The sequence below is a fragment of the Bdellovibrio sp. HM001 genome, from assembly GCF_055397275.1.
On record NZ_AP029174.1, the window covers coordinates 1,850,003 to 1,870,704 of the forward strand.

At 49.7% G+C, this 20,702-nt stretch carries 12 protein-coding genes; 2 read left to right on the top strand and 10 right to left on the bottom strand.

Annotation, left to right across the window (positions count from 1 at the left end; all coding sequences use genetic code 11):
* Positions 1-10 precede the first annotated feature (10 nt).
* On the bottom strand, positions 11-5,803 hold the full coding sequence (locus ACZ5ZZ_RS08880; RefSeq protein WP_464142350.1) for a hypothetical protein: 5,793 nt from the start codon (positions 5,801-5,803) through the stop codon (positions 11-13).
* A gap of 214 nt (positions 5,804-6,017) precedes the next feature.
* Entirely contained in the window at positions 6,018-7,661 is a 1,644-nt protein-coding gene (locus tag ACZ5ZZ_RS08885) for a hypothetical protein (RefSeq protein WP_464142351.1), read from the bottom strand.
* Positions 7,662-8,076: 415 nt separating this feature from the next.
* On the opposite strand from ACZ5ZZ_RS08885, the gene ACZ5ZZ_RS08890 reads away from it, so the two are divergent.
* Complete coding sequence (locus ACZ5ZZ_RS08890; protein WP_464130719.1) at positions 8,077-8,529, top strand: hypothetical protein; 453 nt, start codon at positions 8,077-8,079, stop codon at positions 8,527-8,529.
* A 37-nt stretch (positions 8,530-8,566) separates the two neighbouring features.
* On the opposite strand, the gene ACZ5ZZ_RS08895 is transcribed toward ACZ5ZZ_RS08890, so the two are convergent.
* From ACZ5ZZ_RS08895 to ACZ5ZZ_RS08905, 3 genes are all read right to left on the bottom strand, one after another.
* On the bottom strand, positions 8,567-8,968 hold the full coding sequence (locus ACZ5ZZ_RS08895; RefSeq protein ID WP_464130720.1) for a hypothetical protein: 402 nt from the start codon (positions 8,966-8,968) through the stop codon (positions 8,567-8,569).
* A gap of 149 nt (positions 8,969-9,117) precedes the next feature.
* The gene (locus tag ACZ5ZZ_RS08900) at positions 9,118-9,888 is read right to left on the bottom strand and encodes an alpha/beta hydrolase (RefSeq protein ID WP_464138994.1); all 771 of its coding nucleotides are present in this window, start codon (positions 9,886-9,888) and stop codon (positions 9,118-9,120) included.
* Positions 9,889-9,948: 60 nt separating this feature from the next.
* Positions 9,949-11,232 (bottom strand): acetyl-CoA C-acetyltransferase, encoded by a 1,284-nt coding sequence (locus ACZ5ZZ_RS08905; protein ID WP_464138995.1) that lies wholly within the window; start codon positions 11,230-11,232, stop codon positions 9,949-9,951.
* Positions 11,233-11,315: 83 nt separating this feature from the next.
* Between ACZ5ZZ_RS08905 and ACZ5ZZ_RS08910 the strand changes: the two genes are divergently transcribed.
* Positions 11,316-11,876, top strand: coding sequence for a TetR/AcrR family transcriptional regulator (locus ACZ5ZZ_RS08910; protein WP_464130725.1), 561 nt, complete (start codon positions 11,316-11,318; stop codon positions 11,874-11,876).
* A gap of 95 nt (positions 11,877-11,971) precedes the next feature.
* On the opposite strand, the gene ACZ5ZZ_RS08915 is transcribed toward ACZ5ZZ_RS08910, so the two are convergent.
* The 5 genes from ACZ5ZZ_RS08915 to ACZ5ZZ_RS08935 all read right to left on the bottom strand — a co-directional run bounded on the left by ACZ5ZZ_RS08915 (position 11,972) and on the right by ACZ5ZZ_RS08935 (position 20,549).
* The gene (locus tag ACZ5ZZ_RS08915) at positions 11,972-13,639 is read right to left on the bottom strand and encodes a substrate-binding domain-containing protein (RefSeq protein WP_464130726.1); all 1,668 of its coding nucleotides are present in this window, start codon (positions 13,637-13,639) and stop codon (positions 11,972-11,974) included.
* Between the two features lie 212 nt (positions 13,640-13,851).
* On the bottom strand, positions 13,852-14,778 hold the full coding sequence (locus ACZ5ZZ_RS08920) for a hypothetical protein (protein WP_464130727.1): 927 nt from the start codon (positions 14,776-14,778) through the stop codon (positions 13,852-13,854).
* 13 nt (positions 14,779-14,791) lie between these two features.
* Complete coding sequence (locus ACZ5ZZ_RS08925; protein WP_464130728.1) at positions 14,792-15,967, bottom strand: hypothetical protein; 1,176 nt, start codon at positions 15,965-15,967, stop codon at positions 14,792-14,794.
* A 2-nt stretch (positions 15,968-15,969) separates the two neighbouring features.
* Positions 15,970-19,509 (bottom strand): DNA polymerase III subunit alpha, encoded by a 3,540-nt coding sequence (gene dnaE / locus ACZ5ZZ_RS08930; protein WP_464121297.1) that lies wholly within the window; start codon positions 19,507-19,509, stop codon positions 15,970-15,972.
* Positions 19,510-19,580: 71 nt separating this feature from the next.
* On the bottom strand, positions 19,581-20,549 hold the full coding sequence (locus ACZ5ZZ_RS08935) for a hypothetical protein (protein ID WP_464121298.1): 969 nt from the start codon (positions 20,547-20,549) through the stop codon (positions 19,581-19,583).
* Positions 20,550-20,702: the final 153 nt, after the last annotated feature.

The following is a 20,702-nucleotide window of genomic DNA, read 5'->3' on the forward strand; positions in this document are numbered from 1 at the left end:
CGCCATCACCTTAAGGGGTGTCCACAATCTCAACCAAAGAAGTCAGGCCATTTTGCACGATCGGGAAGACAACCGTTCCTCGAGCGGCATTGTAGTGAATTGAATATCCGTTACAAACATAAGCAGAACTTGGCCATGGAAGTGCGGTTTCAGTGCTGGTGGCCACGTTGTATTTATAAATACGCCCTCCGCCGCAATAATACAGAACGTTCTGATTACTGGCGTTCTTAACCACCGTCATGGACGAATACATTCGCGGCAAACCTGACTTCACCGTCGTAATCACACCGCCGGGAACATAGGCTTTTAAAGTTGTAGTGCCGGTTCTAGGGGAGATCCAGCCCATAAGCTCCGTACTCCATTGCGCTGGCATATGCAGATTCGAAGACATGTTCCCCGTATCTGCCGTTGCCGTGGTGGTGCCGTCTGCTGGGTAGGAATTAACACAAAGATTCTCATTACCCGCGACATGGGACTGCGTAAAGCTGTTGGCAATGTCATATTCTTTCATGAAACAGCGATAGTTTTGTGCACTGGCATTACGTGAACTCGTCGCCACCAACAGCTTCCCGTTGGTAACAGCCATCAACTGAGCACTCTCGCCCCCTGTCACATTGATAGAAGATCCTGGCAAACCATCCGCCACAAAGTAGCCGGTTCCGCCCAATCCCACCACGCGGTAGATGTTGCCATCAGCATTTGAAATACGACCGATCCAACTTCCCTGGTTGACGTAAATATCGTCTGTGGCTTTATCCACGAAGACCTGATAACGACCACCCCACCAAGACCCTGTCAATGGCGAGGTGACTGCCGGAGATCCGCTGGTTGCATTCTGCGCATTGCCATTCCCCATCACCAGACTGATATTGCCACCCGGAGCGAATCTTCGGATGACGTTCTGAATGCCATCAATGAAAACAACATCTCCAGAGGATGTGAAGTCGAAGAAGTTTGCTGTCTGAATGCGGGCTGAAACGGCCAAACCGCCATCACCAAAGGTCAAACGCTGCCCGAACAAGGTGCGGACTTTGTTTTCACTATCCACTGTTCGAACCAGACCGTTGTCGATGAAGAAGATGCGACTGTCGGAGGTCACAAAGGCATCCATGATATTCACATTACAAGCCAATGCATCAATCCCGTCTTCGCAGAATCCGATCGCACCCGTCCCAAGAACCGGCGTCCAGGTGTTGGTGTCAGCATTGTATCGTCCCAGACGTCGACTGCCTTCAACAGAGACTAAATAGATTTTTCCATCCCGCGCAGTCACACTGGGTTTAAAGTTGCCGCTTTGGAAATTTGGCGGAGTCGGCGATGTGATTGTCTGCCCCGTATTTGGATCGATAAATGCGGGAATACCATTGGCGCCGCAGCCGGGGCAAACCGTCGGGTGGAATTGAGTAATGAGCGTCGTGATCTGTGAACTCGTCACATCAAATGCCGCCGAGAAGTGGCGGAAAAGATAATCTGCAGAAGCAATATCATCTGTAACCGGACGCCCCGTCATCCCGGTCCCTGAGATAGGCAAGCCATAAACTTTCTGATCCGAGGCCTGATAGCGCCAGATCACTTTCTCTGTGCTCAATCCATCAAAGAACAAGATGTCTCCATTTGGCAAAGCCGTCAGGGTGCAAGTATTACATCCCGAAGAGACCGTGAGTTGGAAACTGCTGGCCGCTGTGCCAGAAGCCCGGGTCGAACCTCCACCGATCAGCGTAGAGACTGTATTTGTTGTGAGGTTCACTTTGCGAATACGGTCATAGTCCATAATCAGAAGATTATTGGCAAAATCCACACTGATGCGGGCACTGGCATTACGTAATGTCGCCGTTCCAATCGGACCATCATTTATGACTCCGGTTGTGGGGATAAAGCTTTCCACAAGACCCGTCGCAGGATTGATACGCAGGATTCCGTTAAGGGTGTCCCGAACAAACACAGTTCCGTCATCGGTGATGGCAAGGGTTCCTGGAAGTCCGGACGTGGTCCCGGAGGAATTCACATTGAAGACCGCACTGTTGGCACTGCCTCCAATTCCAGTTTCGGTGTTGCCCGCTAACACCCGGAAAGCGCCCAGATTGTTGGGTAAAGCACTGGCCAATGACACCTTCTGCGAAGAATCCAAGACTGACAATCGCAATTTAAAGTAGGCCGAAGAAGGTGACGTCGTCACATAACAACCCGTATAGTTCACTCCATCCACCGAACAACCACCGTTGGCCTGATTGGAAATATTCTCCGCTTTCAAGGTGTAGTTCTTCTCATCCAGAGTGTAATAGATCTTAATATTGTTATTTGGAAGGGCCGCATCGTCAGTGATCTTCCACTTCACTATCAAAGTCTGCCCCGCCGCGACCGTCGTTTCAGTCGATGTGGGAGGCGTCGCATGAGTGTCTGCGCCAACACCGATCACGTTAACAACCGTCGCTGGCGCTCCTGGAGCATACTCCACTTCTCCTTGATCCACACCCAAGGTACCATTGCCCGCGGCACTCAGTTCTGAGATCAGACCCGCTTCACTCTTTACCCATGAGAAAATCCGGTAATGACCATTGGTCAAACCCAGAGCATAATAGAAACCGCTGAAGTTAATGCTCAAGGCCGGACTCACACCCGGAGAAGGCGCATTCACCGCCACCCAGCAGGCATCATCGACAGCGGGTGCCGAGGGCGTCTGCACACCCATCGTGTACTTCAAACAGAAATGACTGATTTTCGAAATATTATCCTGGGCAGAAAGTCCCACGGGGACCGTGCTGGAAGTGGTCGTCGCCACACCGCTATTCACAGCAAAAGAGTTTACCAGCGGTGGCGTGGAATCGATAGTCAGAGCCACAGACGAAGTCACCACAGACTCGTATCCTAATTGATCCCGGGCCGTGATTCTCACCTTCACCTGAGTGCTGTCAATTGAGGGAAGGCTCCAGTTATAACAGCCCGTGCTGCCCACGGGGACCGTGCATGAGTTCCCGGAGTTCGCCACACCCGCAGTGACCGTCTGCCAACTGGTGCCGTTGTCTTGGGAATACTCAATTTGAATCGGTGTCGCCGTAAAATTCATATCCGATGCATTCCAGGCGATGGCCCTTGTCGTACCACCTGGGAAGGCCCCAGCCTGGAAGGTTGTCAAAGCCAACGAAGGCACGGTGGTATCCAGATTCATCACCACGGACGATACTGCCGAGACATTGCCGACAAGATCCTTGGCCCACGCATAAACTGTCTTGTTTCCATCTCCTGCTGAAACCACAAAAGTTTTTCCAGCTCCGCAAGCTTCCCAGTTCGGGGATGCTAAAGCCGGAGTACTGGCTGATTCGCTAAAGATCATGTGGGTGGCATCGCCAGAGCAACCCGACACAGAGATCTCCACATTGGATAAATTGCTAGGGCTGCCAGAGGTGCGCGTCAGACTCAAGGCCGAAGGAGCTGTGCTATCAATCACCAGACTGCCTGACGACGTCGCGCTGTTGGTGTTCCCTGCCAGGTCTGTCATGGTGACACGCACCTTGACCAGACTGGAATTTATCGAAGGCAGTGTCCACGCATAGGATCCACTGTTAGAAATACTGGTCTGAATTGCCGTCCATGCACCACCATTGTCACTGGAATATTCAAGCTTTATCGGAGTCGCAGAGACATTGATGTCGCTGGCAGTCCAGGTGAGGCTCTGCACTTCTCCTCCTCGGAAGCTTCCCGAGTTCAAAGAGGTCAAAGAGACCAATGGAGCGGTCGTGTCCAATGTCATACTTTTTGTGACCGAGCTGGAGTTCACATTGCCCACAGAATCCTGAACCCACACCTGCAGAGTATGAAGTCCCTCACCCGAAACAATATAGGATGGAGTTAAACTACAAGCCTGCCATCCCGCCGCACCGGCTCCCGGAGTCACCAGAGATTCATTTATCAGAATCTTTGAAATATCGGAACAACTCGAGAGACTGAGGTTCACAGTGGCACTGTTGGAATAGACACCACTGAGCAAGCTGACCGTCGGCAGAGCCGGAGCTATTGAATCAATGGTTATTGCCGACGCCGAAGAAGCCTGGGACACATTACCAACAGCGTCTGTCGCAGTCACACGGATACGCACGACGGATGAATTCATCGTCGGCAGGGCCCAGGAATAAGTTCCCGAGTTGGCCGTGGCCGCAACAATAGAAGACCATGTACTGCCGTTATCCGCAGAGTATTCAATCTTTATCGGCGTCGCCGACAGGTGCAGATCGCTGGCACTCCAGGTGATATCCTGAGTGCTGCCACCACGATAAGATCCCGAGTTCAAAGACGTCAGACTCAGACTCGGAGCCGTGCTATCAATTTCAAAGACTGCAGATTTGATCTCACTCCAGTTTGCGGCTCGGTCCCGGGCCCGCACTCTTAAAGCTCCCGTTGTTGTGTTCTGAACAGGCACTGTCCACGAGAAATTCCAAGAGGTTGCACTAGGGTTGGTATAAGAGGTTAACTCAGAGAAGGTGGTGCCATCCGGAGCGTACTCCAGTAGCACCTGTTCCACGCCGACTCCCAAATCCACAGCCGTAAATGCCACATTCTGTACGGAGCCACCGCGGATAAGACTGGCCAGATTCTGAAGGGTCACCACTGGTGGATTCTGCTCCAGAATAATATTTGCGGAACTTGCCACCCCGGAGATATTATTACTGGCGTCCAGGGCCCACAGGCGAAGCACCTTGCTTCCATCGCCTGATGGCAGCGTGACTGCCTGGGTCTGCGATCCAGCCTGACTGCAAGTGATGTTGTAGCGGGACAAATCAAGCGGAGCCGTCGGTTCATCCACCGTCAATGCCAACTTTGAAAAGCTGGCACAATTCTCCAGTCCCGCACCTGTGTTTATCACAACTTGGATATTATTTACGCTCGTGGGCGAGGCGGTCACCAGAGTCAAGGCCGGAGCTGTGGCTGGAGCTTCGTTTTCCACCACGATCGCCTGTGAAATGCTTTTGTATGGTTTCGTCAAATCCAAACCACCCAAACCATCGTCCTTACCGATATACAACCGGATCGTGTGCGCCCCCTGACTGTTGGCCCCAGGGGTGTAAGTGGTGCTGGCGTTCGTGGAATGGTTGGTGTTATCGATTTTCCACAGATAGACGGTCTGATACGAAGGTGACCAATGACTGGCACTGACAGTCATTGAACCGGCCTGAAGCTCGCGGAACGTTGTCGGAATCTCCAGAGACAGAATCTGCGGGGACGCCTCTGCCAGGATCATCGGTTCAACACCAAGGATCTCCACAAAGGTGCCTCGGATATCCGAATTTGCTGTCAGATTGTTATAGGCTTCTTCCACCGTCCCCGCATTTTGCAGGGACGAAATCATGGATTCGATTTTTTCTTTGTTGGTCAGAAGACTTTCGACAAGTTTCTTTTTTTCGCCGGTATTTAAAATATATCCCAGCAGTGTAGATCCCTGGGACACATCCTGATCTTTAATTCCCGTCACAGGACGACTAAGAACATCCCCACAAGCTTCGATGTTCACCACCAAAGGAAACTCAGGGCGGCCTTGACTGATCTTCACCCCTATTTCGTCGGCGTTAAAAGAGTATGTCCCCTCAGCAGAAAGAGTTTTTTCCCCCAGGGATGGCTTTATCACTTCACCATTTGAGTCGAGTTTATAAATTTTGGCCGTCGCACCAGAGCAGGACAAACTTTCCGCGACTGAATTGGCGCTTTTGTTTTGCAGGGTCCCCGCGGGCTGCACCAAGAGTTTTCCCGATATATCCACAGCCTTTGGCGTCCACGCCAAAAATTGATCTGTACAAGCAGTTAAGATCATCATGCCAACAAGACCTGCGACAGATCTCCACTGCTGACATATTCTTTTTAAGAACTGATGATTCCTCAACGTACAATCTCCCATCACTTGAAACTTCTTATCGGATCCCTTCGTTACAATCCTTAACTCACTCGCAAAAAAGTGCTGCTTCATTCCTAAAATGTGGCAGCAGCACCACAATTCTCATATTACGAATTTGAGTATTTTCTTATTCGAATTAATGTGATTTCGCTTTCGGTTTTTTCTTGCGAGCACGCCGTCTCACAAGGGGAATCACACCGACAGAAAGAATGCCAAGGAACTCCCAGCCGAATCGCACTTGAATATTTGAGTTTAACAGGGATTGGGTTCCTGAAACCGGAGAACCGTCACGGTCAAAAGTATAGTCATAACTATTGTATTGTCCGAACCAATACGCTCCCACACGCAGATGCTCGCCAAATTTACGGGACACTCCCAATGAACCGTCAAACATCATCTTTGGAGAAGTCGTAAAGTCATATCCCTGGGCTGACTGCGCACTGAGAGGGTGCTGATATCGCAAGAACGCTTCATAAACCCATCCGGAATCGCCAAGATGAGACACTTTGAAACCCAAGGACCCATTCATAAAATCATTTTGCAGAATATCCACAACGCCATCACCTGCGGTGCTCAGGAAAGGGATCTCATGCCGCTGCAAACCTAAAAGCAGACTGTACCGACGAGGCCCTTGGCTGGAAAACTGGTATTGATATTCCGCGAGGTAAGAGTTCCAGTTAAATGTGTTTTCCCGCAGGGTCGCCATTGCTGGATCTGCCCGCACCTCTCCCGGCCAAGAGTTGTACTGCAACTCCAAAGAATGCTGCTCGTTAAAGTGAATTTGTGCCCCTATGATGGCCGTGGGCCCTTTTAAGGTTGCATACTTCCCCGACTCGGTGTTGTCCGAGCTTATTTGCTCCATCGAAAGATAGTTTGCACCCGTTCCCAAATAAAGATAAACCCGCCGCACATCTGGCGGCGCCGCCAACTCAGGAAGACGCAAAGTCTCTTCAACAGGGCGATCCTCAGGGGCTGAAGCTGCCACTTCTGTAGGAACTTCAGAAGGAAGATCCACCGAGGCCACGGGAGCCTGCCGCGTGCGAATTTTCTTTTTGGTGGACACATTCGATGCCTGAGTTATTTCTGTGCTCTCCAGATCTGGAGTCACCGGCGTGTGCGAGTCTTTGGCGCGAATATGAAGATGTCCAATCTTGGAAACCAAATCAGCACGCTCTGGATGACGTGAAGTCACTCTCCAGTAATACGTTCCCACCTTCAGGTTTGGAAGAAGCAATCGGCTCTTAGTTGTTTCCTCAGCGTGCACGACTCGACTGAAATCCTGAACGTCACTGATCTGGAAATCATAACTTGAGCTCAACGACGGATCGGTCCAGACAAAGATCATCGGGTTCTTCATGTGCCCACGCTCGTCCGGATCTATTTCAACAGTGGCATCTGCAAACACCATTGGTGCCAGCAATGGATAAAGTGAGAATGACGAAACAGGATTACCGGCCGGTTCAATGCCCTCCCCACGCACGCGCCAATAATAGACGCCAGGGGTGTTTAAACTCAAAGAGGCCGAAGAAGTTCCGGCCTGGCTCTTGGCCACGATTTTAGAGAATTGAGGATCGCTTGAAACCTCAACTTCAAAAGTCGATGGCATCTGGTCCGGATTACCTTTAAATTTCCAGGCAAATGAGACATCACGTTCCCGCCCCCACACAATCTGTTCAGGCGTTGGTTGCAAAAGCTCGATATCCACAGGGCTGATGTTAGCTTGCTCTGGCCCAAGCAAATACGCACCCACAAAGATCAACCCCAGCAAGGATAAACCCATTATTAGTTTAGTCGTGATCTTTTTTTGCAGTGGACCCACGTTCATAGCCTGCCCCATCGGAACGAAGAGTCTGAATTTTAAGTCTTGATTTGATCTTAAATGCTAAATTCTTACATCACAGTCGAAAATTCCCAAATTTCAGAGTTAACTCGCATTCTGTGTTTATACTCGCGTGAAAACGATTTCTAAAAATTGTTGGTAATTTGCCACGGCAGTTTTCTCCACCCCCGATTCATAAGGAAAATGTGTGGAACACCTCTGAATAAAGTGCTGCATTCTCACAATTCGCGCAGCACTTCAGTCCGCTTCACTTTTGAAAGAAAAATTCATGATCATATTTCTGATGTCACAACCGAAGAACAGAAATGGGCGTGAGGCAATTTGACTTTCCCATGCTCCTTGTTAACTTGATGTTATGTCTGTCACCCGCAACCCCTTTTATCTCCAAATTCTGCAAAAAGAACTTGCTGAACGAAGAAAGCGAAACCCACAGTATTCCCTGCGGGCCTACGCCAAAATGCTCGGAATGAATTCGGGCTCTCTATCACATATTCTTGAAGGGAAACGACGTCTGCCTGCTAAAGCCTGCCTGACTGCGTGTGATAAATTGGGACTCACCTCTGAACAGCGTAGACTGTTTATCGAGAGTGCAACAGGACCTGCGACGCAAAAACTGCGCCCACATTCCACAGCTCCGGGGGGACGTGAGGCATTGAGTCTTCACTTTTCATTGGATCGAAAAGATCTGGAGCAGATCAAGGATATGCTTATCCAAATGCACCGAAAGTCTCTGGAAGCAGAAATGAATCCTGCAAAAAAGCAGATCTATGAGGTGACTTTACAATACAAGCCTGGCAGCTCACGCTGAGCGACCAAGCCCACTGAAAAGTTAGACTTCGATAAGTCTATTTACAGGAAGCCTGAAACACCACATTCTGCGCGGCAAACACAACGTCGTAGTGACCTTCCAGCGTGTTGTAGTTCATCGTCAGGCGGCCCGCATTCAGATAAGCGCCACCAAATACAGCCTGCAGATCACTGACAGACACGATCGCATCCAGCTGACCAGCGGCTAATTTCTTTGACAAAAGTCCGTCAGCAAAATGAGAGTTCACATAAGTCGTCGAAGTTTCACCATCCATCGCATAAACGATAACGGATAGTTTTTCATGATTCTTATCCAAGGACTCAACCTTAATATCCATATCAGCAATATCACCCATGCGACAGATCAGAGTCTTGCTTTGGGCATTCGCGGTAATGGACAAAAAACTCATCACAACAAGTATTAGTATATTTTTAATCATCGCAGTCTCCGTTTTATTTAAAAAGGATAAAACTTGACCACAATAAACCAAGGCCAACAATTTATTCGAATTATTTGAATTTAATAAATGAAGTGCATGTAAGAACTTCCGACTTGTAAACAAACTCAACAACCCGGAAACGCACACTCCTATCGCGATATAAAATCAGCCACTTTCTGAGTCACCCTGTCATCCTTCAGAATCCGCCGGTGCCCCAAACCTTGAGTGACCAAAAGTTCGGTGCCAGGCCACGCTTCGTGGATTTCAAGCGCCGCTTTAAATCGAACTTCCTTGTCACCTTCATCATGCACGATCAACGCCGGAACACTCAGGTCTTTTCCAAGACGCCCCACATTCATAGCTGAAGCTGGCATACCAACCTTCAGCTCAAGACTGCGCAAGAAGTGCTTCTGCGCCAATGAACTTATGCCGATCGATCGAAGATAGTTTTTTACAACCAGTTCGTAATGCGACGGCCCTGCCACTAGCACCAGCTTTTCAGCCTTCATACCGCGCTGAACTGCCAGCACCGAACAGCCCGCACCAAATGAATGGGCCACCACGGCCTTTAACGGCCCCAGCGCTCTTTGCACCTCAATCATAAAACGGGCATAATCACCCACATTGGTTCTTAAGCCGTCCGAGGACCCATGCGCCGGGCCGTCCACAGCAACCACGCGGAAACCTTTCTCAACCAAAGGTTGGGCAAAGGCGCCCATCTGTGTTCCCCGTCCGCTCCAACCATGCACCAGCAGAACCACCGGGCGATTCATCGATCCCCAGGAATAAGCAGCGATTCCACCAGGTAATGTCGTTTTCTCTGAAGTCTGATAAAACCCTTCTTCAGAAGAAGGACGCGGCACCCGGGTCGGAGTTAAGAATAATTCCTCTGCCCACAAAGCCGTCTGCCGTGGCAGCATCCAGGAAAGATACCGCCACGAGCCGATCCACATTTTCTGCCTGAGGGACATCTTCATAAATCACGGTCTTTCTACGATCGCCGTCACACCCATCCCGCCTGCAGTACAGATGGAAATCAAACCACGGCCAGAGCCTTTTTCTGCCAACATCTTCGCAAGACTTGCCAGAATTCTTCCACCAGTGGCGGCAAATGGATGTCCCAAAGCAAGACTTCCGCCTTTGACATTCATCTTGGTGCGATCAATTGAACCCAGAGCCTTTTCTTCACCCAACTTACGGCAGTAATCATCAGATTCCCATGCTTTCAAAGTGCATAAGACCTGACCTGCAAAAGCCTCGTGAATTTCATAGAAATCAAAATCCTGAAGCTTCAGATTGTTTCGGCGTAACATGCGCGCAACCGCATGAGCTGGCGCCATCAGTAAACCTTCACCATTTACGTAGTCCACCGCCGCATATTCAGCATCCACCAGATAGGCCAATACCGGAAGATCAAGCTTCTTTGCAAAGTCTTCGCTACCCAAAAGCACGGCAGAGGCTCCATCAGTCAAAGGCGTGCTGTTTCCGGCTGTCAGCGTCCCAGTCCCGCTGAAATCGAAAGCGGGTTTGAGTTTAGCCAGCTTCTCCATTGTGGTATCAGCCCGCACAAAGGTGTCTTTATCAAGACCTTTGAATTCAAACACCAGGTCCTTATAGAATCCAGACTCGTAAGCCTTCGCCGCGTTCTGATGACTGTGATATGCCAACTCATCCTGCGCCTCGCGACTGATCATCCAGTCTTTGACCATCATTTCACAATGCTGTCCCATGGATAACCCTGTGCGCGGCTCCTGCACATTGGGGAAGCGGGGCTTTAAATAGCTCAGTTTTAATTCAGAAAATTTCTTCAAGCGCGCAGACAGTGATTTTTCCTTTTGCGCTTCCATCATGATCCAGGAAAATTCATGCGGCAAGACGCCCGCAATGTCACTATTGGTGTCCGTACCACCGGCAATACCACTTTCAATCTGACCTGCCGCAATTTTTAAAGCAATGTGTGCGGCTGTTTCCAGTCCGGTCCCACAAGCTCTCTGCACATCATATCCCGGAGTGTGAGGATCCAGTCCGGCCCCCAGCAGGGATTCGCGCGACAGATTCCAGTCCGAAGCATTTTTCATCACCGCCCCGAGAGCCACATCCCCCAGACGCGCCCCGCGCAGATTGGTTTTATCAACCAAATTCTTCAGCGTAGCGGTCATAAGCTCCCGATTCGAAGTGCGGGAATAATTCGTAAAGGACTTTGTAAAAGGGGTGCGAGATCCAGCCAGAATTGCCACGGGTCGAAGTGTCTTATTGCGAGTCATATCTACCTTTCCTTTTTTTCTTGCTACCTACCTACTGATAGGTAGATAATAGGTCAGAGTGATAAACAAAGCAAGGACTGATAATGGATACACGAACACGCGCCCTGGACTTAGCTCGTCACTACCTGCAAACCCTTGGATTCAATGGGTTTAGCTTTCAAACGGTAGCTGACGCTCTGGGTATTCGTAAAGCGAGTCTTCATTACTATTTTGCATCAAAAGAAGACCTGGGCATGGCATTGATTGAGGACTATCGCACGCACTACGAAAACTGGGCGCGCAAGAACGCTTCTTTGCCCGCGCTTGAAAAACTTGAATTGCTGTTTGTCATGTTTAACAAAATTGCGTCGGACGAACACAAAATATGCCCCGTGGGAGTTCTGACTGCCGACTTTAACAGCCTGTCCAAACCACTTAAGAAAAAGATTTTGGAATTTCACCTGGGACAACGTGCCTGGCTAATCAGAACCTTTAAAGAAGGCCTTGAACAGAAATCCTTGCGCAAAGATCTGGATATTGAAGCCACCGCAGAACTATTCCTGTCCAGTATTCAAGGCGGATTACTGATGGCTCGCCTGCGCAATGATCCAAAAGTCTTCAAAGATCTTTGCAAGAACCTGTTAAAGAGTATAACAGCGACTTAGCATCACTCGGAGCGAATCGACAAACCATGCACGCTTTACATCGTGATATAACTGGAGGCGGAAACATATGAATCGATCTCCGAAATTCACAAAAACTAATCGTGAGACAAAAGGTGCCAGTCCTTCAGACTGTAGCGTCCCAGGATCTTTTCAAGCTCGCCAGAACTCCGAGCGCGCATAAACCAGTTGTTCAGGTGCTGAGGCACAGAGCCAAATTCAGGCTCCTTGGGAACACTTACCATTACCAACGAACTAAATCCCGCCACCGAAGTAGGTACCAACTTCAAACTGACACCCGACTTGCGACCCATGGAATAACTCAGAAGATTATAATCTCCCAAAGCCATATCAACCCTTCGATCAGTCAGCATCTTTACCATACGATCGACAACATCCGATCCTGTCAGCTTGATCACTTTACTGGAGCGGCTTTCAGACAAAAACTCCGGTCCTTCGCCGCTGCCAACATCGGCATAGACGACCTTGCGCGAAACAAGCTCATCCACATCAATCAGGGATTCTTTAAATGCGTTGGGAACAAGCGCCCCCAGGTAGCTCATCCCTAAAGACGGTCCCACGATCCGGATATCCGGCAGATAGCGAACAAGATAGGCCGGAACGATAACATAGTTAAACTTTCGTGCCTGAAGACTTGCCACCGCCCGGGTGTTAGAGATGCTCTCTATTTGCAGAATGAATCCCTGCTCTAACGAGACCTCTTTCAAAATATCATAAATATAGCCACCCCAAACACCCGGACCTTTTTCGCAAAGATACGGGCAAAGCGGAGCCGCGCCGATTTTAACGATCAAACGATTCGAGGAACGGGGACTCTCAACAACCTTACTGGTGGTGGTGGCGGGTTTAAGGATCGCCGGGGGCGCCTTGGGCGCTGGAGTCGGTCGCCCCATCCACCCGGGATAATCTTTTAGACTTTGCGCCGTGACCGGATAGGTCGGCACCAGCACCTTGGGTGCCACACGTTTCTTCTTAAGGTAGGAAATCAAGGCCCGCGCAGTTTCCCGTCCCAATTCGGCGCAAAACTGCGCGGAATCGATGATGGTCAGACGTTTGTTCTTTATGTTCTCCACAGAAGCCGGATCACCGTCAAAGGTCGCATGTTTGATCTCAGTCCTTTTCTTGTCCCAAAGGGATTTGACGATGGAAAGGCCGCCACCGTCATTGACCGTCACAATCAAATCCACACTTCCTTTATCCGGAAAGTCTTTCAGGAACTCTTTCGCCGCTGCCTCGCCGGAACCGGGATCCACCGCCTCGTATCTTTTAAGAACCTTGAAGTTACGATCGCGCGATCTTAAAGAGTCAAAGAACCCATCGACTCGATCCATTGTGGAAGAGACCCGCGGATACTCAAACACCACAATCCGGATGGTTTTTCCTTTTTCAAAAAAACTGTCGACATAGTCCCCATTGTCCCGTCCCCCCTGATAATTATCACTGGAAAGAAACGAGGCCAGATTCCCATTTACGATGTACTGATCATAGGCAATGATCGGAATGCCCTTCGTGTTGGCCTGCTGCAGCCCCCGCGCCAAGGCCGAATTGTCGGTGGGTTGAATCACAATTACATGAGGGTTTCCTTTGAGGGCTTCATCCATCTGCTGAATCTGGTTCAGAACACCACGTCGCCCTTCTCCGGCCACATAACTTTGCAGATTGATCTTGTCAGCACCTGAAGAGTTGAACTTGTGAATCTCCTCTTCAAAGCCCTTGCGCATGGCCATCTGGCCCTCGATCTTCATACTCCAGTACAAGACCGGAACATTCCAATTAGTTTCAGCAACTGAGGATTGAAAGAAAAAAAATGCAGTACAAAAAATAAATAGAAATAGTCCCACGCAGGGATTGTACCCGAGTACGGCACCGACTCCAAACAGGCAATCCATGATTACTATCTGTTAATCTTTCGTCGGTGCTCCGTCACACTCCAGGATATACTTAGGAACAAAACAATCTAGTATAATTCAACACGGTCATTTTCGCGGAAGCCTGAGCCTGAGTGAATCACGGCAATAGCCCCATCATTTCCAAAATAACTGATCACTTCCAAAGTCCCCTTCAGTCGTCCGGGCACGCGACCAATATGCCCCCCGCTTTCAGGGTCATAGATGTCATCACCATCCTCGGTCACTTTCAACAGATCCCCGACCTGAATTCCGGAAACTCTGCCAACATTCAGATAAATGCGGTCCCCGTTGATAGCAGCAATACGACCTTCCCAAGTGACCTTATCCAAGGAAGCCAGCACCTGAGGGGTGAAGTCCAAAAAAGCATCCTTCACAATCACGGTAATCATCTCGGGATTGTTGGCCAGGAACTTGTCTGTCTCCACACGCTCGCCGACACGCACACCTTGTTCTTCAACGGTGACGGTCTTGATCGTGTTGAATACTTCGCGCCCGGCACGTCCCGTGACAACTCGAACCTGCGCAACCACTTCAAAAGCCGTGGTCAGGTGACGGACCACACCGACGTTGTCCGCTTTGCGCTTGATTCGAATATCAATGATCTTTCCCTCCAGGACCGTGCTGACCCCCAAAGCCTGGGCTTCTTTGGCGATCTCTTGAAGCTTGTACTGACCATTTTGAATGTTCTTGGCCAGATCCACCTTCAATTCACGACTGTCCAGGGCGATCACTTCGCCTGTGCGATTCAGATCTGCGATAAAGGCACTGCGGGCCTGATCGCGAAGCTCCTGGGGTCTTTTATCCCCGGCATCCAAAAAAGGCAGCACCATGATTCGCTTGCGAGGCGCAGAATCATCACGACGAGCTTCATAATTCACATCCTTGATTTCACGTCGCAAAGTCGGGTTGGTGCGATCAAAAGTCGTACAGGCCCCCAAACAAAGTACTACAACTGCCAACAGGAAATTCTTCACAGCCAACTCCTTTTTACTGTGCCCACTTCAAAACAATTTCATTTTGCCCTTCAGAAACACGCGACAGCTTTTTGCCGTCCAGATCCAGGGCTTCCAGCTTCCCAATCAATTCTGCTGCCGGCACCGATGTATCCACCTCAAAGCTGACAGAGTCCGCACTGACCAGGCGTTCACGGATGTTTTTCACTTGAGTCAATTGAGAACGGATCTTTTCCTTAACCCCTTCCCAGACTGGAAGCGCCTGACGCCCTTTGATCGTCAGGCGAATCACAGAGGTGCCAACCGAGCCCCGCTGCCAGGCTTCCATCACTTGTGCAGCAAGATCATTGGCAGTGCCTTCCAAAACCTCACGCAGCTTTTTATCCACGGCACTTTCAAAAGAACCACCATCCGTATCAAAGCGACGGGACACGTCCGCGATAGCACGACCATTGCTGACCTGAATCGCGGTCAGACGAAGTTCAATGCGATAGTTCTTAGTCTCTCCCTTCGTCAAATTCACTTGCCCATCGACAATCACCGGTGCATTGAAAAACTGAGCAAAGAACTGTGCGTCTTCACCACCGACCTTTTCATTCTGAAAGTCTGCAGGCACATTGGCCGCAAGCCCTGCCTCCTGAGGCTTAATCAGGTAAAAATTATTTTTCTGGAAAGCTCCGCGCAAAGCCTCTTCCAACAAGCGGCCTTCCTTCAAAAGGAAGCCCGCCGGATTTTTATCCAGGGACAACCACCAGCGGTAGCTGCGCCCCTCGACCCGATCCTGCCAGCTGATCATTGGAAGCACCACCGGAGCCGCATCGTTTTCATTCAACAGGGAATTGTCCTGAAGCATCTGCTTCAGGTCTTTCAGCGACACCTTCATCGCCACAGACATTTTAAATTCCTCACCGGCCTGGGTCATTGCTGACGGTTTGGTGAAGGGAATATATCGGGCAGAGTTTCTGATAATCTTGCTCTGAATCAGGGATTTGTTTTTAAGAAATCGATCGCTGCCGATGAGTTCCTGAATAATTTCCTCAGAGACCTTCTGAAAAGCCTCATCCTGGATCACCTTTTTGGCGACCTGAGGGTTGGTTTCCTTGGACACCCCTGAGTAAGTTCTGTCGATCAGTTCCGTTTGCTGTGCCTTTGCGCCGAAGCCCAAAGCGAAGATCATACCTGCTGCTGCCACTACACTTGCTAAACGCATTCCTAGCTCCTCAATTCAATAAAGTCAGTTCTTCCAAACAGAGAATGAACGCCTTCAAAGAATTCATTGTTCACATTGATCCCTTGAGCTTCCTCCATCTCCATCAAAACACGGCGATTGAGCTCGGCCATCTCGATTTCCAGGCTGACTGAAGTTGTTCCGGGGAACTCCTTCATCAAAGACTGCAATCGAGGATAGTCATCAGGATCTATCTTATCCAATCTTAAAACCATTCGCTTGGTTTTTTTAAGAATATCTTCCAACGGGGACACGGTATCGACCATGATTTTAGCGGCCCCTTCCTCTACTTCCAGACCACCGCCCACCAGAACAGGTCGTTCATCGCGAAGCTGCGCCTCAAAACGAGCGTAAGAATCCGGGAAAATCACCAACTCGCAGCTTCCGGTCAGATCCTCGACCTTGCCGAAAGCCATACGTGTTCCTTTTTTCGTAATCAACTCACGAAGCTCCGTGATCAGCCCCGCCACAACCACACGCTTCTTTCCAGCGTCCCGGTTTTTCCAGTCTTTTTTGGCCGCCTTCAACGCTTCCGCCTCCGGACTTCCCGGGGCTGGCATCTGTGCCGGCAGGTCGATCACTTTGCATGTCGTCCAAAGCTCTGAAAGAGTGTCAAAACCCTTCAACGGGTGATCACTGAGGTAAAAGCCCAGGACCTCTTTTTCATAGGTCAAAGACGCGGTACGAGCCCAGGGCTTCACATCCTCCAGAGTCACTTTAGTCTCGGTGGAAGGCCCCAGATCAAATAGGGAAGATTGACCCATCTCGCGATCTTTTTGCAAGCCAATCGCGCGGTCCAGATACTTCTGATAACCGGCCATCAACTGAGCACGATGAGCCCCGAAACCATCAAAAGCTCCGGCCTTGATCAGACACTCAATCACTTTCTTATTCACACGACGAGTATCGATGGAATTAAAGAACTCATCCAAAGAAGTGAACTTCTTATCCGGCAGATTGTTGCGGGCCTCGATAATAGCCTCCACCGCATTCTGACCGACTCCCTTAATCGCCCCCAGGCCGAAATAAATTTCATCACCATGAACGTCGAAAAGATAGTCAGAATAATTCACGCTGGGTGAACGCACGATCAAACCGCGCTTGGTCGCATCCTTGGAGTACTTTACGATTTTATCTGTATCGGAAAGTTCGGTACTCAGAAGAGCCGCGAAAAACTCTGCCGGATAGTGACACTTCAACCAGGCCGTTTGCAAGGTAACAACTGAATAAGCGGCCGCGTGGGATTTATTGAATCCGTAGTCGGCAAACTTATACATCAAATCAAACAGATCGTTCGAGCGCTGTTTGTCATGCCCGCGTTCGATCGCCCCTTGCATGAAGCGTTCACGGTGCTTGTCCATTTCCTCTTTGATCTTCTTACCCATCGCACGACGAAGCATATCCGCTTCACCCAGGGAATACCCGGCAATGCGAGAGGCGATACCCATAACCTGTTCCTGATAGACCATGATCCCGTAGGTCTCGGACAGAACCTCACGGGTGTCTTCCAGCAGGTATTCCACCGGGGCTTTTCCGTGCTTACGATCGGTAAAGTCCGGAATGTTCGCCATTGGACCCGGACGATACAAAGATGTGATCGCGGTGATATCGGCAAATGAAGAAGGTCTGATTTTACGGGTGGCATCGGTGATGCCCTCACCCTCAAACTGGAACACCCCGGCGGTGTCCCCGCGGGACATCATTTCAAAGGTGGCCGGATCATTCATCGGAATCATCTGCGACAGTATTTTTTTGCCGCGATTTTTCACAATCAGTTTCAAGGCGTGATTGATATGAGTCAGGGTCTTCAACCCCAGGAAGTCGAACTTGATCAAACCGATTTTTTCGGCGTGCTTCATGTCGTACTGAACAACCTGCTCGCCATCAGCACCCTTGTAAAGCGGAGCATGACGAACCAGTTGTCCATCGGCGATGATAACCCCCGCGGCGTGGATACCGGCATGGCGAACCATCCCTTCCACTCTTTGCGCCAGATCCATCAGCGTGTTGACGGTCGGATTCATCTCCATCATTTCACCGATACGAGGCTCCATTTCCATGGCCTCTTTCAGGTTGATGCCGAGTTTTTCCGGAATCAACTTTGTCACGGCATCAACTTCCGGGAACGTCATTCCCAGAACTCGGCCCACGTCCTTGATGGCGGCACGGGCCTGCAATTTTCCATAAGTGATGATCTGCGATACGGATTCCTGACCATACTTGCGGGTTACATACTGAATCACTTCCTGACGACGATCCTGACAGAAGTCGATATCGAAGTCGGGCATCGAGATACGTTCCGGATTCAGGAAACGCTCAAAAAGAAGGAAGTTCGGAATTGGATCCAAATCGGTGATACGCAAAACATAGGCAACCAAAGACCCCGCACCCGATCCCCGTCCCGGGCCCACCGGGATATCATTGGACTTGGCCCAGTTAATGAAGTCTTGAACGATCAGGAAGTAACCATTAAAGCCCATACGATCGATGATGCCCAGTTCGTACTCAAGGCGTTTGTCGTACTCAGGCTTTTTATCCTCTGGCACCGCTTCACCGCGCGCAGCCGCCTCTTCAAAACGCACCAACAATCCGGCCTTTGCCTTGCGGGCAATATCCTCTTTCAGCGACAAACCATCTTCCGTCGGGAACGTTGGCAGGTGATAGATCGGCTTGCCTTGATCGTCTTTCAATTTGAATTTTACATCACAGCGTTCAGCAATTTCCAAAGTATTGGAAATGGCCTCGGGGATATCAGCAAAAAGCTCCTGCATTTGCTCAGGCTTTTTCAGATAGAACTCATCCGTCCCCAAACGGAAGCGGGACTCATCACTCAGGGTTTTATTTGATCCAATGCAGATCAATACTTCCTGAGCCATCTGATCATCCTGGGTCATGTAATGAACGTCATTGGACGCCACTACTGGCACACCCACGATCTTGGAAGCCTCCAGCAGGAAGGGATTAATGCGATCCCACTCGGAAACTCCGGTGCGACACATTTCCAAATACAGGCGGTCGTTGAAAATCTCCTTCAACTGACGAATTTTTGCCAAGGCCGCATCAGGACCTTCCCGCAAGAAGGCTTCCGCCACTTCCCCCCGCAACCCCCCTGTCAGGCAGATCAGGTTTTCATTGTACTGCTGAATAACCTCGTAATCGATACGCGGCTTCCAGTAAAAACCCTCCTGATAACCTATCGAGGAAAGTTTGCACAGATTGCGATAGCCTTCGTTATTTTGCGCCAACAGCACCAATCGTCTTGGACCGGAACTGACTTGATCACGATCTTGCTTTTTCTCTAAACGTGATCCGGGAGCAATATAGGCATCCAGCCCCAGAATCGGTTTTACGTTGTTGTCCTTGCAGGCAAAGAAAAATTCAACAGCACCGAACATATTGCCGTTGTCAGTAAGAGCCACGGCCGGCATCTGCATCGCAGCTGCTTTTTTAGCAATGGCTTTAACCCGGCAGGCGGCTTCCAAAAGGGAGTATTCTGAATGGACGTGTAAATGAACAAAAGACATGACAATTTCATATCTTAGCCCCCTTTTTGATTCAATAAAAGGGGGTATTCCAGTGCAACTTTCACACTGCGTTACATTGTTCGGAGCTGCACGATGGGATGAATAGAAACTCCCTCAGGAATTTGGGCCGAATTCAGATCCAATCTGTCGTTTTTTACTGGAATTTTGATGACTTTCTGACCTAGACCCGCATCCAAGACGACTTTAAGAAGCACTCCGGAAATATGACTGGGAAGGGTTGTTCCGTCGACATTCCACAAGGTCGCCTGATCTTCACGGAATTCGATCTTATCACTGTTAGGAGCTGTCGGATCCTTTTCCAAGCGAACCTCTAATACACTGGGCGCATAACCTTCTTGAACTTCCATATCCACCTGGATTTTCTGACGAAGCATTTCATTGGCATATTTGATCAACAACGTGGCTTGTTTACCTGCCACCGGATCAACAAAGTCACGATCGCGCGTGCTGTCTTGAGAAATCACACCGATAAACCGAATCGCCAGAGGCGAGTTAGGAACTTCCAAAGAGAAAGGCTGAGTTACTTTCTGGCGATAGTTGAAATCATTGAACGACATAAGCAAACGACCTGTTTCCAGATTAAACAGTCGATACCCCGTCATTTCCGCACAACATCCCACCTGCCCTGACACCAACACAGGATAACTGTCATGCACAGTGAGTTCCGTCACAGTTTCTGTTTTCCCCCAGAGCACCTGCTGCAAGCGATCCCCCTTGCGCACGCTCCAGGAAATACTGCCCGAAATGCCCTCTGCATCCAGGTACTGCTCTGAAGTCTTTGCACTGGAAACAAGGAACAGTTCATCCCCGCCCTCTTCCGTATAACGACGGTAGGTCTGATAGTCCTGCGAGGCCCGCTGAATAACCCGCATTCCCTCTTCAGTCTGTTTTAACTTAAAACTAGAAATCCCCGAACTTTCAAAAAGAATCTGCCCGGCAGCAGCCAAGGCCGCCACACAGGAAAGAACGATCAATAATGTAATACCTTTAGAAAATTTCTGAAGTGCTTTTGTTTTCATTTCATCGAGGCTAACAAAGCCCCACCAACAAAAGCAGTTACAGAAACATCATTAAAAACATAAAAGGTACCTGCTCACTTTTGCAGAAGCAGCAAGTCATCATGCTGCCTTATTGAGGTTTGATTCCTATTAGACTTTTCAAGTTCCGCGAAT